General features: G+C 70.2%; 12 protein-coding genes. 7 read left to right on the top strand and 5 right to left on the bottom strand.

From position 1 onward, the window contains the following. The 4 genes from AB0G10_RS39325 to AB0G10_RS39310 all read left to right on the top strand — a co-directional run bounded on the left by AB0G10_RS39325 (position 1) and on the right by AB0G10_RS39310 (position 5,659). Positions 1 to 1,200: a hypothetical protein gene (locus AB0G10_RS39325; protein ID WP_360934237.1), complete on the top strand. Its 1,200-nt coding sequence runs from the start codon at positions 1 to 3 to the stop codon at positions 1,198 to 1,200. Positions 1,201 to 1,207: 7 nt separating this feature from the next. Then, complete coding sequence (locus AB0G10_RS39320; RefSeq protein ID WP_360934234.1) at positions 1,208 to 3,634, top strand: GTPase-associated protein 1-related protein; 2,427 nt, start codon at positions 1,208 to 1,210, stop codon at positions 3,632 to 3,634. Further along, positions 3,634 to 5,232: a hypothetical protein gene (locus AB0G10_RS39315; RefSeq protein ID WP_360934231.1), complete on the top strand. Its 1,599-nt coding sequence runs from the start codon at positions 3,634 to 3,636 to the stop codon at positions 5,230 to 5,232. The genes AB0G10_RS39320 and AB0G10_RS39315 overlap by 1 nt, the downstream gene beginning before the upstream one ends. Before the next feature lie 106 nt (positions 5,233 to 5,338). Next, positions 5,339 to 5,659 (top strand): CATRA system-associated protein, encoded by a 321-nt coding sequence (locus AB0G10_RS39310; RefSeq protein WP_360934228.1) that lies wholly within the window; start codon positions 5,339 to 5,341, stop codon positions 5,657 to 5,659. On the opposite strand, the gene AB0G10_RS39305 is transcribed toward AB0G10_RS39310, so the two are convergent. After that, positions 5,647 to 6,441, bottom strand: a complete 795-nt coding sequence (locus AB0G10_RS39305) for a DUF4142 domain-containing protein (protein WP_360934225.1) — start codon at positions 6,439 to 6,441, stop codon at positions 5,647 to 5,649. The two genes, AB0G10_RS39310 and AB0G10_RS39305, sit on opposite strands and share 13 nt — an antisense overlap. A gap of 76 nt (positions 6,442 to 6,517) precedes the next feature. Between AB0G10_RS39305 and AB0G10_RS39300 the strand changes: the two genes are divergently transcribed. The 3 genes from AB0G10_RS39300 to AB0G10_RS39290 are packed head-to-tail and all read left to right on the top strand — an operon-like array spanning position 6,518 to position 8,913. Next, positions 6,518 to 7,438, top strand: a complete 921-nt coding sequence (locus AB0G10_RS39300) for a nucleoside hydrolase (protein ID WP_360934222.1) — start codon at positions 6,518 to 6,520, stop codon at positions 7,436 to 7,438. Positions 7,439 to 7,471: 33 nt separating this feature from the next. Then, positions 7,472 to 8,500 carry a DUF2293 domain-containing protein gene (locus AB0G10_RS39295; RefSeq protein WP_360934619.1) on the top strand — a complete coding sequence of 343 codons (1,029 nt, stop codon included), beginning with the start codon at positions 7,472 to 7,474 and terminating at the stop codon, positions 8,498 to 8,500. Next, positions 8,491 to 8,913: an RpiB/LacA/LacB family sugar-phosphate isomerase gene (locus tag AB0G10_RS39290; RefSeq protein ID WP_360934219.1), complete on the top strand. Its 423-nt coding sequence runs from the start codon at positions 8,491 to 8,493 to the stop codon at positions 8,911 to 8,913. Before AB0G10_RS39295 ends, AB0G10_RS39290 begins: the two co-directional genes overlap by 10 nt. On the opposite strand, the gene AB0G10_RS39285 is transcribed toward AB0G10_RS39290, so the two are convergent. The 4 genes from AB0G10_RS39285 to AB0G10_RS39270 all read right to left on the bottom strand — a co-directional run bounded on the left by AB0G10_RS39285 (position 8,901) and on the right by AB0G10_RS39270 (position 15,169). After that, on the bottom strand, positions 8,901 to 9,284 hold the full coding sequence (locus tag AB0G10_RS39285; RefSeq protein ID WP_360934217.1) for a VOC family protein: 384 nt from the start codon (positions 9,282 to 9,284) through the stop codon (positions 8,901 to 8,903). The genes AB0G10_RS39290 and AB0G10_RS39285 overlap by 13 nt on opposite strands. 62 nt (positions 9,285 to 9,346) lie before the next feature. Next, entirely contained in the window at positions 9,347 to 12,445 is a 3,099-nt protein-coding gene (locus AB0G10_RS39280) for a DUF87 domain-containing protein (RefSeq protein WP_360934214.1), read from the bottom strand. Continuing rightward, entirely contained in the window at positions 12,445 to 13,086 is a 642-nt protein-coding gene (locus AB0G10_RS39275; RefSeq protein WP_360934212.1) for a hypothetical protein, read from the bottom strand. Before AB0G10_RS39275 ends, AB0G10_RS39280 begins: the two co-directional genes overlap by 1 nt. Next, on the bottom strand, positions 13,079 to 15,169 hold the full coding sequence (locus AB0G10_RS39270) for a hypothetical protein (RefSeq protein WP_360934209.1): 2,091 nt from the start codon (positions 15,167 to 15,169) through the stop codon (positions 13,079 to 13,081). The genes AB0G10_RS39275 and AB0G10_RS39270 overlap by 8 nt, the downstream gene beginning before the upstream one ends. Positions 15,170 to 15,274 lie beyond the last annotated feature (105 nt).

Raw genomic sequence — 15,274 nt, 5'->3', positions numbered from 1 at the left:
ATGGCGACGCGACTGCACTGCCCCTACTGCTATCTCCCGCTGCGCCCGCAGCAGATCATGTTCCGCTGCGCCGGGCGGGTGGGCCGCAACGGCCGCCGGTGCGAGACGTCCGTCGACCCGCTGCTGGCGGCGCACACCGGCGACACCGCGCCGCGGCACCCCGCCTTCAAGGCCGACGGCGGCAAGCGGTCGGCCGTGCACGCGGACTGCCGGGTGCAGACGTACCTGCGGATCTGCGGGCACTGCCACAGCCAGCTGCCCACCCACTTCGGCGACGCCGACACCCGGCTGATCGCGCTCGTCGGCGCGAAGGAGAGCGGCAAGACGGTCTACATGACGGTGCTGCTGCACGAGCTCCAGCACCGGGTCGGCGGCCAGTTCGGGCTCGCCGTGCTCGGCGCCGACGAGCACACCATGGAGCACTTCCGCACCGAGTACGAGGACACCCTCTACCAGGACGGGCGGCTGCACCAGCAGACCCGTACGGCGGTGGGCGACCGGGGCCGGCGGCCGTTCGTCTTCAGCATCTCCCGGGTACGCCGGCGCCGCATCGGCCGGGAGGTGGTCGACCGCAGCGTGTTCTCGTTCTTCGACACCGCGGGCGAGGATCTGCGCTCGGCCGAGAGCGTCGAGCGGAACGTCCGCTACCTCAGCGCCGCCGACGGCATCGTGCTGCTGCTCGACCCTCTCCAGATGCGCGGCGCCCGCCCGCTCGCCGGCGCCGGGACGCTGCTGCCCGAGCAGGGGGCGCCGCAGGACGACCCGGCCAGCGTCCTGTCCCGGATCACCAACCTCCTGCACGACGCCCTCGAGACGCCCCGGGGCAAGCGGATCAAGCGGCCGATCGCGGTGGCGTTCACCAAGATGGACGCTCTCGACGGGACGCTGCCCGAGGACAGCGCGCTGCTCTGCAACTCGCCGCGGGACGCCGGTGGATTCGACGACCGGGACAGCCTCGCCGTGCACGAGGAGATCGCCGCCCTGCTGGACAAGTGGCAGGGCGGGGGCATGCAGACGGTGCTCGAGCAGAACTTCGACCGCTACCGGTTCTTCGGCCTCTCCGCGCTGGGCGCGAGCCCGGTCAGGGACGAGCACGACGCGCAGCGGGTGTCCGGGTACGGGGTCCAGCCGCGCCGCGTCCAGGACCCGTTCCTCTGGCTGCTCAGCACGTTCGGCACCATCCCGGCGACGAAGGCGTAGGCGCGGCATGGCGTTCGGTCAGATGTACTACACCTCGTGCCGCACCGGGCTCTCCGGCGCGCCGGGCTTCCAGTTCCACGCGGTCAGCCCGGGCATCGAGCCGGACGTGCTGCGCGATGCCGAGGCGCTCACGTCGTACCAGCCGCCGCGCGCGCTCACGCTGGAGCCCAGCGAGGAGAACATCAGGCGGGCCCCGGTGAACCTGTGCTTCCTGCCGGGCAGCGTCACCCTGGTCGCGAACGTCGTCTACGTCGGCGCGGACTACTCCCGGCGGCCCGGGAACTACTTCGCGCACACGCTGGTCAGCCGCGACCCCGGCGCCGATCTGGGCGCGGTGCTGCCGATCGAGCTGTGGCGCGCGCCGTTCTGGGCCCGCGAGGAGAACGGCGGCGCCGAGCTGCCCGAGCTGCCGGGACCGCCGCCGGCCGGCGCCCTCGACCGGGCCGCGGTGGCCGCCTTCCTGCGCGACCGGCCGGACGCCGGGCACCTGCCGGCGCTGCTCACCGCGGCCGACGAGGCGGTACGCACGCACCGCCGCAAGGTCGTCATCGTCGGCGCCGACTGCGACGAGGTGGCCTGCTGGATCGCCGCGCTCAGCCATCTGCTGCCCCCGGCCACCGCCGCCCGGATGTCGTTCGCCACCTACGAGCGCGACCCGCGCTACAGCCGGGTCGACGTGATCGGAGCGGCCGGGGACGCGGATCTCGGAGGGGACGAGCTCACGGCGTACCACCTGTTCGACTTCACGACCGGGCGGGTCAGTGCCGTCGCGGCGCATCCGCTGGCCCGCGTGCTGGCCGGGCTCGACCCGGCCGACGCCGCCGAGGCCTGGTCCCGCGCCGGCCGGTGGGCGGACGGCAGCGAGCAGTCCCTCGACGACTGGTTGCCGGTGGCGGTCGCGGCCATGATGACCTGGCCCCGCGGGCCGGAGAGCGCCCGGGACGAGCCGGTCGCGGTCGCCGCGTGGCTGGGCCGGAACGGCGCGCGGCTCGGGCCCGCCGTCGTCGGGGAGGTCGGCCGGGCCGTGCTGGCCCTGCTCGGCGCCGAGTCCGGCGAGGACTGTCTGCGGGCGCTGCGGGACGTGGGTGAGGCCGCCGCGGCCTGCGGGTCGGCCGGGCTGCGGGAGGCCGCTGAGGTCCGGGCCGTGGAGATCCTCCTGGCGAGCGTACGGTCGGACGGCCTCCCCGCCGTGCCCGACCTGCCCCTGACCTCGCCCCGGGCCCGCGCTCGCGCCGAGGAGCGGCTCGCCGAGGAGCTGCCCGGCCTGCCCGCCGCCGTGACGGTGCGGCTGCTGGACTGGGCCGAGGCGGCCGGGATCACCCTCGACCCGGCGGCCCTGGAGCGGGCCGGCGAGCGCATCGTCGGGCCGGCCGTCCTGCTCTTCCCGGACGACCGCCCGCTCCGGGCCGCGCTGGCCCGGAACCCGTCGCTGCGCGCCGGCGTGGCCCGCTACCTGGAGGCGGTCGGCGACGACGAGCTCGACCGGATCGTGGCGGCGCTCGACGGCGGGCTGGCCGACCTGCTCGGCCCCGCGCTGGACGAGGCGGGACCGCGGACCCGCCGGGCCGTCGTGGTGGCCGGCGTCCGGTCCGGCCGGCGGGACGCCGTGGACGGTCTCGCGGCGGTGCTCGACGGCACCGGCCCACCGGACGAGCCGCTGCTCGATCTGCTCTTCGGCGACCGGGCGTGGTCGCTCGCCGAGGCGCGCCGGGTCCTCGCCGTGCTCGGCGACCGGGCGGCGGCCCCGGCCGTGACCCGGCGGATCGGGGACACCGTCCTGGCCGACGGCGACGAGGAGGGCGTCGAGGCGTACGCGCGGTTCTGTCTCGAGCTGCGGGCGACGGCCGTCCACAACGGACTGCCCGGGCCGGCCCGGGCCCGGATCGACCTGATGAGGGAGCTGGCCGGCTGGGTGAAGCGCCTCGCGGACGCGGACGCGATCGACGGCTTCCGGAAGTGGCTCGCGCGGCTGGACGCCGACGACCAGCGCCTGGTGGAGGCGGTGATCGCGGCCCGGTTCGGCGAGCTCTCCGCGGTGGCGCGCGCCCGGCTGCTGGTCCACCTGCCCGGGGCGCGGCACGCGTACTGCGCCGGGCTGTCGCGGACGCTGGGCCGGCGGGAGGGCGACTTCGAGACGGCCGCCACCGCGCTGGTGACCCTGGCCGGCGTCGCCCGGATGAACCCGGCGCCCGCGGTCCGGGCCGCCGCGTCCGAACTGGACACCGTGCTGCGCCGCAGCGTCGGGCGGTGGAACGGGCGCACCCAGCGCCGCCTGCTGGAGATGATCTCCCTCGACGCGCGGCCGGGGATCGTCGAGTGGATCGGCCGCTGGATGGAACAGCGGCCGGCCGGGATGCTGGGCCGGGTGCGCGGCCTGTTCGGACAAGGACGCGGCGCCGCCGAGAGCGCCGAAGCGGGATGGCGGGGTCTCTGATGGCGGCGACGCGGCGCAACACCGGCCAGTACACCTACTACACCTATACGCCGCCGGTCCGGGACACCGACCGGTACTGGCGGATCGGCTTCTGGCTGATCGCGTTCCCGTTCGTGGTGCTCGCCGGGACGCTGGTCCAGGCGGGACGGTCGCTCACGGCGTACACGAGCGGGGTTGCCGCAGGTCTCGGCATCGGCAAGGAGGAACAGGCGCAGGCGCTCTCGCCGCCGCAGCCGGTGCACGAGTGGGACGAGGCGAGCAAGCGGGAGCCGGCCTACGAGCAGTACCTCTTCGGCCAGGCCTGGCGCGACGTCCGGAACACCGCCGACGTGGCGCTGCAGCGGCAACGGGAGAGCTTCAAGGCCGAGGGCGCGCGGATCGCGAAGCGCCACGTGCACCCGCCCGAGGACGACGTCACGGACCGGCGGAACGCCATCCTCGGCGTCGCCCAGTTCGTCGCGCTCGGCGCCGGGACGCTGGTGGCCGCCGTGCTGCTGCTGGTCGCGTTCGTGGCGCAGGCCGTCGTGCTGGCGCTGCTCGGAGCCGGGGCGTTCGCTCTCCTGTACGCCCTGCGCCTGGTCGACTCGGCGGTGCTCTACCTGCGCCGGATCAGCAGGAGCACCTGCCCGGCCTGTCACGAGCGGGTGCCGTATCCGAGCTACCGGTGCCCGGGCGGCTGCAAGACCGTCCAGCACGACGTGCGCCCCGGCCGGTACGGCATGATCCACCGAACCTGCCGGTGCGGCCGCCGGATGACCACCCTGCTCATGTTCGGCAGCCACCGGATGCAGGCGGTCTGCCCGCACTGCGGCAACGACCTCGACGAGGGCGCCATGAGCACGCGGGAGCTGGTCCTCCCGGTGTTCGGCTCGCCCGTCGCCGGCAAGACCCAGCTGCTCGGCGGCGTCGCCCTGGCGGCCGGCTCCCTGCTCGAGCGCGCCGGCGGCCGGGCCGAGCCGGCCGACGACTACAGCCGCACCTGGATGCGGACCGTCACCGACCTGCGCCGGCGCGGCGGCAACGTCACCAAGACCGCGACGGCCAGCCAGCACGCGATCTCCCTGCGGCTCGGGCTGAACGGCGGCGGGGTGCTGCTCAAGATGTTCGACGCCGCAGGGGAGACGTTCCAGAAGAGCGAGAACATCCGCGACCTGAAGTATTTCCGGAGCGGCGGCACGCTGCTGTTCGTGCTCGACCCGCTGTCGGTGCCGGCGCTCTGGGACGGGCTGGAGGAGGAGCGCCGGCGGCGGCTGGAGCCGTACCGGGCGGTCAGCGCCCCCGAGGTGATCTTCCAGGAGACCGTGCAGACCCTGCACCAGATCAACATCGACACCCGGCGGATCCGGCTGGCCGTCGCGGTCAGCAAGGCCGACCTGGTCGCGCCCGAGATTACCGAGGCGCACGCGGGCGACGACGAGTCCATCCGCGCGTGGCTGGGCGGGCCGCTCGACCAGGGCAACCTGGTGCGCGCCGTGAAGCACGAGTTCCCGGACGCCCGGTTCTTCCTCACCGACGCCACGTTCGGCGGCGGGGCCGTGCATCCGAGCATCGAGACGCTGGCGGCCTGGATCCTGGCCGGCGAGGGGATGAGGGTCTGATGGACGTCTATCGGCGGTGGCGGCGGGCGCTGTTCGGCATCTGGCTGCTGCTCGGGGTCCTCGCGGTGGTGACCGCGAGCGTCCTCCTGACGATCGCGGCAGGCCTGTGACCACGCCGGGGGACGCTCTTCCCCTCCTCGACGCCGTGGTGACGTGGACGCTGCCGCCGGAGGACTGGGCGGTGGTCGCCGAGATCCTGGAGGACCTCGAGATCGCCCATCGCGGGCAGGACGCCGCGGCGTGGCAGGCGGCCATGGCCGACCTGGGCCCGCACGGCCCGAGACGCGCCACGCGCATCGGCAGCGCCATGCCGACCGGCATCCCGGCGCCGGTCCTGGAACGCCGCAACGTGCTGGTGCACGCGCTCGGCGGGGCCGCCCGCGGCGAGAGGCCGGACCGGCGGCCGGTGAAAGGTCAGTCGGCGTAGTAGCGGTTCCGGCGTCGATAGGAGGGACGGCGGTTCACGAGGACCTGCCGGGTGATGACGATGCCCACGGCCAGGCCGCCACCCAGGGCGGCCAGCAGCAGCGGCATGTTGGAGCCGCCCAGGCCGGACTCGTCGGCGGAGAGGACGGCGGCTGCCGCGGGGGCCTTCGTGGCCGCTGCCGCGGCGGCGGCCGGTGGCGGGGCGGTCGGCAGGGACTCGAAGTCGACGATGTTGCTGGACTCCAGCAGGGTCATGTGGGTCATGACGAACTGGTTGGCCTGCTGGGCGAGCTTGCGCACGGTGTCGTTGCGGGTGCTGGCCCGGATCGTCGCGATGGCGGGGAAGATCTTGCCGTGGGCCGCCCGGAGCCGGTCGATGTAGATGCCGTCGAAGTCCGGGCCGTCGGCCTCGTCCATCTCGTCGAGCCAGCCCTGCTGATCCTTGTTCGGCTTGTCCGGCAGGTCGATGTTCAGCTTCTCCGCGGCGTTCCGGGTCAGCTCGTCCAGCTCGTTGTGCTGGTCGGCGATGCTCCGGCCGATCCGCTTGATGCGGGTGCTGTCCGACTTCTCCTGCGCCATCTCGCCGGCCGGGATCTCCCAGAGGCCGGCCAGCCGCACCTTGATCACGAAGTCCTCGTCGGCCTCCGAGATGTCGCCGCGGCCCCGGTCGGTGAGCAGGTTCTCGGGCGGGACCGGCACGTCGGCCAGGGCCGCGCTGCCGGGCAGCAGGATCAGACCGGCGGTGAGAAGCGCCGCACTCCACAACCGTCGCCACCCGAACATGGAACCCTCCTCGACTCGTGACTGCCCGGTGATACGGCTCACTGACCGGCACGGATCAATGCGGGATCGTCGGAGCATGGGGATTCCGGTGATCCTGGACTGCGATCCGGGCCACGACGACGCGCTGGCCCTGCTGCTGGCGGCCGGCGACGACCGGCTCGATCTGCTCGGCGTCACCACCGTCGCCGGCAACCAGACACTCGACAAGACGACCCGCAACGCGCTGAGGATCCTGGCGCTGGCCGGGGTCACCGACGTGCCGGTGGCGGCCGGGTGCGAGCGGCCGCTGGTCGGCGATCTCGAGGTGGCCGCCGACATCCACGGTTCCACCGGCCTGGATGGACCGGAACTCGACGTCCCGATGCCTCCCTCCGCCGATGTCCATGCGGTGGAACTGATGCGCCGGCTGGTGACCGGCTCTCCTGAACCGGTGACACTCATCGCGACCGGCCCTCTCACGAATGTGGCGATGCTCCTTCGTACCCATGCCTCGGTCTTGCCTTTGATCAAGCGCATCGTCTTCATGGGCGGATCGACGGAGCGCGGGAACACGACGCCCTACGGCGAGTTCAACATCGTGACCGATCCGGAGGCGGCCGACATCGTGCTGCGATCCGGGCTCCCGATCACGATGATCGGCCTGAACGTGACGCATCAGGCGCGAGCGACGCCCTCGGTGATCGCCGGGTTCCGCGATAAGGGCAGCCGGATCGGGGCGATCTGTGCGGAATTGATGACGTTCTTCGCCGGAACGTATCTCCGGGTGTTCGGCTTCGAGGATCCGCCGGTGCACGATCCGGTGGCGGTGGCCGCGGTGATCGACCCGTCGCTGGTGACTCTCATCCCGGCTCCGGTGGTGGTGGAGTTGGCCGGCGTGCACACGCGCGGGGCGACAGTGGTGGATCTGCACGGGCGCACCGGGCTGCCGGCGAACGTGGATGTGGCGGTGGGGCTGGAGGTGGCCGGCTTCTGGCGGTTGATGACGAGTGTGCTGTAGACCTGCGCCGCGTAGCATCGCCCCGTGCAGCCCATGACCAAGCTGGAACGACGCGTGGTGACCGCGGCGGAGCAGACCTTGGCGAAGCGGCGATCGGTGGGCCCGCTCGACGTGCTCACCGCGATGGGCTGGCTTCCGCCGGGACTCCTGACTGATTGGCGGCAGGGGCGCGCGCCACACCTCGAAGCGATCGCGGCCGTCTCCCCGGATCGATTGGCCGACGCGCTCGAGATTTTCCATCGATGGGTACGAGCGGAGAACCTGAACCCCGTCGAGATCGACTACGTGGCGGCCGCCCGGGACCGTCACCCGCTGCGTTTCACCGCGTCCGGATCACCGGCGCTGGAACGGGCCTACCGGACGAACTGGACGGGTTCCGGCCTCACGGACGCGCAGTTGACGCGCCTGAACAAGCCGCCGGACCTGGTCGTCATGCTCCAGGACTCCACCTGTACCGGCTGTGGCCAGGTCACCGGCATGCAGGTGGTGGAGAGCGGCGGCCCGATATGCCTGTTCTGCGCCGACATGGACCATCTGGTCTTCCTGCCCGCCGGGGACGCGGCGCTGACCCGCCGGGCCAAGAAGGCCAGCCGTCTGTCGGCTGTCGTGGTGCGCTTCAACCGCTCGCGCCGGCGTGACGAGCGGCGCGGCCTCCTCGTCGAGCGGGCCGCGCTGGAACGGGCCGAGCAGGAGTGCCTCACCGACGAGGAGGCCCGGGCCCGCCGCCGCGAACGGGATCGGGAACGGCGGTCCGCTGCCGACGAGGTGTTCCAGGTGAAACTCGCCGAGGAGATCGGGCGGCTGTTCCCGGGATGCCCGCCGGATCGTGCGGTGGAGATCAGCCGGCACGCCAGTGTGCGGGGGAGTGGCCGGGTGGGGCGGAGCGCGGCCGGACAGGCCCTCGATCCGGACGCGGTCACCCGGGCCGTGGTCGCCTTGATCCGGCACGAGGACACGCCCTACGACGATCTGCTGATGTCCGGGGTGGCCCGGGACGAGGCGCGGGAGCGGATCCGGGCGGCCATCGACCGGAAGCTGGCAGAGTGGCGGGTATGCGCATAGCCTTCGCCGCCGATGATGCGAACGCCACTGTCGACGCCGTTCTCACGGCCCTGTCCGGGCATGAGGTCGTCACGCCGGAGGGTTCGGAGAGCTGGCCCGATCTGGGGCGCTTCGTCGGGCAGGCGGTCGTCGACGGGCGGGCGGACCTCGGTGTGGTGATGTGCTGGACCGGCACCGGGACGGCGATCGCGGCCAACAAGGTGCCCGGCGTCCGGGCGGCGCTGGCGTGGGAGCCGTGGATCGCCCGGGGCGCGCGGCTGTGGAACGACGCCAACGTGCTCGCGATGAGCCTGAAACGGCTGGCGCCGGACGTGGCGGTGGAGGTTCTGCAGGCTTTCCTCGAGACGACCGAGCCGGACCCGGATGAGGCGGCGAACATCGCCGCGATCGAGAGGCCGGCTCAGGCGGGCTGACTTCGGTTCAGGCGGAAGGCGATCAGCCCGACGATGTTGCCCTCGGTGTCCCGCACGAACGCCTGCATCTCCTCGGTCCCGGCCGGCCCCAGCGAGCCGTCCCGATGCGTGAAGATCACGTGCGGTGGGCTCTCGACCGTGGCGCCGGCCGCCCGCAGGCGCTCGATCACGGCGTCGAGGTCGTCGACCTGGTAGTAGTGCAGGGCCGACGGCGCGCCGGCGTCGAGCAGGAGCCGCTGCCCGTCCAGGTCGAAGAAGACCAGCCCCGGCGGATCGAACGAGGCGACCGGCTCGGCGCCGAGAAGTGCGCTGTAGAACGCGGTGGCCCGGGTCAGGTCGGCCGCGTGTTGAGCTATCTGCACTGCTCTCATCGAGACAAGCTACCGCCGACGTCCGGGCCTCGGTATCCCGCGTCAGCAGCCTTCGGTACGGTTCAGGCCCGGGCGCGGGCAAGTACCTCCTCGCCAGTAAGCGGGCTGCGTGGATGATGGCTCAAGGACATCGGAGCTTTGATCTTGCGGGGTGCATAGCCCTCGGAGGCGACGTAGAACTGGCCGGCGCTGAGCCGCGAGATGTCGGGGACATCGCCGCCTTTGGCCTTCGCCATCTCGCGGACCGCCTCGATCTGGATCGGACTGTTCAACAGCCCATAGAGCTGTGTCGCCGAGTTGCCGGGGATACGGTTGTGCAGGCCTTTCGGCGCCTGGGTGGCGAAGATCAGCCCGAGCCCGTACTTGCGGGCCTGGGCCGTGAGTACCAGCGTGCTCTGGGTACACGCGGTCATTGCGCCCGATGGCGCCAGCGTCTGTGCCTCGTCCATCACGAACAGGCCCAGCAGCGGACGGTCGCCCGCGGGATTCCGCTTGATCCAAGCGAACAGGGCCATCTGGAGTTGATTCACGAAGCTTTGCCGCGAGTCGTCCGACGGCAGGCCGATCAGGCTGATGACCGAGATCCGGGCACGCTTGCCTTCCGGCGGGGTGAGCAGGACACCCGGATCCATCGGTGTTCCCTCGCCGCCGAAGAGGCGGTCATTGATCATTGCGGCGGTCAAGGTCTGTGCGAGTCCCGCTGCGATCTTGTCGGCGTCGTTGAGGTCGGTGAGACCGTCCGGTAGGTCGGCCAAGGTGTCGATCAGTCCCTGCAGCCGGGTTCCTCCACGTCTGCCGTAATGCTCGACGGCTTTGCGCAGGACGGCCCGGCCCAGATGGGCCTTGCTCGCACGGCCGGTGAGCATGGCCCTCGGCTCGAGCGACGCGACGGCTGCTTCGACCGCCTCGTTGAACTCGTCATCGTCGTCGAGCACGCCGGCGAAGTCGGGCAGCGGCTGAAAGCTCAGCGGCCGGCCCGACGTGCGCCGTGGCGTCCAGACGACGACATCGGTGCCGGCGAGGTAGTCCGCTGCCTTCTCGGCATCCCCGGGCAGCCATTCACTCGGTGGTTGCGGCCAGCCGTCGCCCAGCCGGGCAAGGTCGTTGTTCGGATCCAGCACGATGGCGGAGACACCCTGGAGCGCGCATTCCTCCACTACGCGCCGGATGAGCACCGTCTTGCCCGACCCGGAGCCCGCGAAGATGGTGGTGTGCTTTCGCAACGCCTCCAAGGGGAGGCGGACGGGATGTTCGTCCTCGTAGTCGTGGCCCACGATGAAGGTCGGTCCCTCGGGGTCGCCAGCGGGGGGAGCGATCTCCTTCAGTACCCACTTATCGACCCCGGCCAGTGCCTTCTCCAGGAACTTCACGTCGCGGGTCGGCCGTCGCCGGACCAGCCAGTCCTGGAGCTCCATGGTGGTCTCGGCCAGCATGACCTGAAGCGCGTACAGGATGCTCAGGTCCTCGCTGTCCATGGAGAGAGTCGCGGTGACCCGGCTGAGCGCTTCCTGGGTCCTCACGCCGCGATTCCACTCGGTGTTCCGCAGAAGGAAGAGGCGACGTCGTTCGTTACCGGGACTCGCCGCCGCCGTTACCGTCGCTTTGCGGATGCGGCTGAGGGCGGCTACGTGATGGTGTTCGTCACTGATTCCACGGAAGCACCAGTGGACCTGGTCGTCGGTGGCCTCGTCCAGCGTCAGGCTGAGTCGTGCGTGCAGTGGGGCGTTGGGGCTCGGTGGCGGATCGACGCTGAATGCTCCACCGTCGCCACGCTCCAGGATCCAGGCGGTCAATCCTGCGGCGAGAAGGGCGGGCATCTTCTCATCCTCGAAGTCGCGTTCGAGCGGAGTGACGTCGTCCGCCGCGTGCTTGAGCTCGATGAAACGCGCGTCGAAGTGCGCAAGGTCGGCATCGGATGCGGGCGCCGGCGTCGCCCGGGAGCCATTCCGAGTTGGGGCGGCCGAGTCGTCCAGGCGCTCTAGAAGATCGACCTCGTCGTTGTCAATGCATTGACGGATGTGATCGTCGATTCGTTTGAGTAGTTCCCGTGGCGTGAACTGGCCGGCGTCCAGGAACGCTTCCGGGTGGACTGGCCATGAGTCGAAGGGCACTTCGAAGCCGATCTCGTCGAACTTGGGCCGGAAGCGCTTCTCGACGATCGCCCGGGCGAGATCGTCATCCTTGAGTCTGGTGAGCTGTGGGGTGTAGCGGAAACGGTCGGCCACGGTATCCGCGGAGTTGGACGTGATCAGAGCCCAGGTGCTGGGCAGGCTGGCGATCACGGTGAGGGTGCGGCGTGTGATCTGGCGGAGCGTCATCAGACCGTCGGCCAGTTTCGCCAACCTCATGGCCTCGTCGGGCTTCAGCTTCATCAGCTTGGCGAGGGCCGGGTCGGTTTCGCGGGAGTACTGGGCGATCAGAGTGTCGATCTGGTCGATAGCGATGACCGAAGGTCCGGTGAGGGCCAGCAACCAGGACAGATCCTGAACGATTAGTTGTGCCGAACGGGGATCCCGACGTAAACCCCATGCCGCTCGTTCGCCGGGCTCAATCTCTCCCTGGCCCGTGAAGTAGTCGTCCGCAATGGCCCGATGACCGATGTCCGGAGAGGCGCTCAGAGCCAGAGCGCGTGCTGTCTCCTGACTTCTGCGCGCGACCTGACGGTCGAATTCGCCGAGCCCGACGATGAACGCATCGAGAGCTCGACGGCTGAGATCGGTCTCGCCCATGACGGCGCGGCGGGCGGACCGTGGCGCGCCGACGAGTGCCGACAGACGCCGCAACAGAAGGCTGAGTTGTGTCTGACGGCTACCGGGAACGCGCCGAGACAAACCATCCAGCATCGCTTCGAGGACGCTGTCCCAGAAAGTGTCGGCGTCGAGCGTGCTCGTCAGGAAGAAGTAGCCACCCTCCTCCTGCACGTGTTGTCGGATGGGACCGAGGAGATGAGTCTTGCCGGATCCACCCTGGCCCTGGAGAACGAGACCGATGGGGCTGCCCGCCGGGCTCTTCGCGGCCTCCGCGAATCCCGCCAGCACCTCGCGGACCGCCGGTTCGTGAAGCCCTTCTACGTGGAAAGGCAAGGGCCGCCAAAGGTCGTCGGGAGTCGGCGCCCAATCCAGCCTGAGCGCGGCGAGCGTCTTACGTTCCTGGTCATCCATCACACGCCGATCGCCAGCAGGTGAGTGTCCTGATTACCGAGCCGGAGGGACGCCTCGGCATCGGCCTCGGTGAGAACCCTTCGATCCGGCTCAGGGATGAAATTGACGCCGCCCTCCTTGTGAAGCCGGCGGAGACCGTCATCCAGATCGGACTTGCTCAGGTCCGGGAAGAACGGCCGGAGGCGGCGCAGGCTGACCCAGGCCTGCGGCTCGTCAGCGAGGGCATTGTAGGAGCCGACGATGCGGAGGCGGAGTGCTTCGGCGGATCCGCGATCCGCCCGGCCCGATCGGATGTCGCTCAGCGCGAACAGTTCGACGAAGTTGGCGCAGCCGGCGCGATCCAGGACACGGTCACGAAGATGGTGCTGCAGTGCCGCGAGAGCCGCGCCCGGCGCCCCGGCACCGGGAAAGCCCAGATCACTTTCCTTGATCAGTGCCCAGCCGTCCTCGGACAGCGCCAGTGCATTCGTGCGTCCGCTCGGTGTGCTCGTGATGTATTTGAGCCTCTTCAGTCTCTCTCGTTGTGGCTTACGCACATCCAGCCCGTACAAATCCCTAAGTTCGGTGTTGAGGACTTCGCGAGCCTCGGCCATCAGCACGATGAGGATGGCGCTCTCAGTGGCGGTCAGGCCGTCAGCCATGGTCGTGTCCTTCCGTGGAGGCCAAGGTTCCGTCGGCATGCATTCCGAAAGCGCGCAGCCGCAGGACGTCATCGGTTGCCGCCTCGTCGTCGCTCCGGGCGGCCATCAGAAGTGCAAGCAGTCGATCGGCCGCGAACTGTGTTCCGGCGTCGACCTCGACGCGCAGCGCCTCCTCGTGGCGCAGGTCGAAAAGTAGAGAGGTCAGGCGCTCGGCGGCGTGCGGCTCACGCGCCGCCAGGGACTCCCGCGACTCGCGGATCGCTTCCACGGCGTCAACGGATTCCTGATCACTGTTCTGGAGCTTGCCGAGCCACAACTCCGCCGCGTGATCGCCGGCCGCGGCCCGTGCGGCGAGCTCGTCGGTGCGTCGGTGACCGGCGAGCAACTCGGCCAGCAGATCCAGCGCGAGGCGATGGCCGCCGTCAGCACGCTCGCGCAACTCCGTCAGCATGCCCCGATCGGCCATGAGCAGCGCCAGCTCATCAGCGGCGGTGGCATCACCCTGCTCGGCCTTCGTACGCAGATCCTCGCTTTCCCCGCGGTCGTATAGCAGCTCGGCCAGTCGCAGCCGGGAGCGTCGATCGGTGTTGCGAAGGGGTCTCGCTCGGGCGAGCAGAGAGCGCATGTCGTCCAGCGCCGCGGCGGCCTCCTCGTCGGTAGGCCTCTTCTCCGCCCATCCGACCAGGACCGCTACTGCGGCGTCGAGCCGGTCCTGGCGGGCAAGCAGCCATGCCAGCTCGGCGGAGGCCTGCTCGTCTCCGGCTTCGGACAGCCGCCGGAGGGCCCGCTCCTGGAGCCGGTAGCGCATCCGTGATGCAGCCGCGTCCCGAAGCCGGCGGATGTCCTCGGCGTTCTCCAGACGATCGATCAATGCTTCCCACAGAGCGCCCGGTGGACATTCGGTACGTCGCTCATGGTGGAGATGCTGTGCCAGGTAGTCGGCGGCGACGTATCCGGCCGAAGTCCCGGCCCGCCGGCCCGCCACTTTTGAGAGGGCCGCCACGGTCTCGTGAACGGGCGGCTCGGCGTAGGACTCGACCTCCCGAAGCCAGTAGCTGGGCGGAGCGACGCGTTCGGCCGGAGTGAGGTATCCGGCCATGGCGTCGACCAGCAGATCCGACGGCAACGGAGTCAAAATCCCGAGGCGCCGGGCATCGGCCGCCGCGGTCATCGCGGCCCGGGCATACGGCGGCGCATGGCTCCAGCTGCGTATCAACTCCGGTCCTGCTGCGAGCGCCTGAGTCAGCTCAGCGTCCTTGACCTGGAGGGCGGCACGAATTCGGCTGTCCGTGGAGGCGAGTGTCTCGGCGGCTCGTCGTTCCACGTCGCGGAGAGTCTGTGCGACGTCGATCTGATCGGCGCACTCGAGCAGGCCGCTTTCGGGCGCATGGCGAGCTGCCATGCCGGTGGTGCGAGCTCTGAAGTCGTCGAACCAGATGGTGCCCACCACGATGAGACCGGCATTCCTCAGCTTCACTATCAGCGCCTTGGTCAGGGGCGGTGACGAGTCGAAGAACCGGTACATCTCATCCAGCCAGACCACCGTGCGCTCGGTCCGTTCCTCGAGCAGCCGATAGATCTCCTCGGTGGTGGAGGGCTGGACCAGCCACCACTGCGGAACCACCGCCCGCACCGCCTCGTACAACGACCGCGTCTTGCCCGTCGAGGACCGTCCGATGAGCACTACGAAGCACCCGCGGTCTACGCCGTTTCTGATGAAGGAGCGCAGATCCGGGTCGAAGTGCCGCGGCACATAACCGGGCAGCTCGTCGGGTGAGTCGCCCGACTGGATTGCGGCGTGAACGCCGAGTTCACGAGGCGACATGTCGGCGAAACAGGGCAGCGCGCTGTCTTGATCCTGTGAGACCGCACTGAGTGCTTCCCACATCTCCAAGATTTGTTCGCGCTGCTCAGGAGGCTCATCCAAGGCGATGAGCAGGCTTTCGAGAACAGGTCTCTGCGGCTTCCGGTCGCCACGTAGCACGGAGCTGATCGTGCTGCGGGTCAGTTCCCGCTCCGCTGATGTTCCGGGGCGCGTCCGCTTCTGGATCTCCGCCAGGGATAGCCCTGATCGGGTCTTCAAGAAGTCGAGGTACTTGGCGAAATCTCGCCATGAGCGAACGCCGGAAAGATCAGGAATGGCAGTAGCGGTCAGTGCTATCGACCTCCCACTTCCGGCGTTGGGTGT

The organism is Actinoplanes sp. NPDC023714 (assembly GCF_040639855.1).
GTDB lineage: Bacteria > Actinomycetota > Actinomycetes > Mycobacteriales > Micromonosporaceae > Actinoplanes.
The sequence above is the reverse complement of the archived record's forward strand: the minus strand, read 5'-3'. Positions and strand labels throughout refer to the sequence as shown.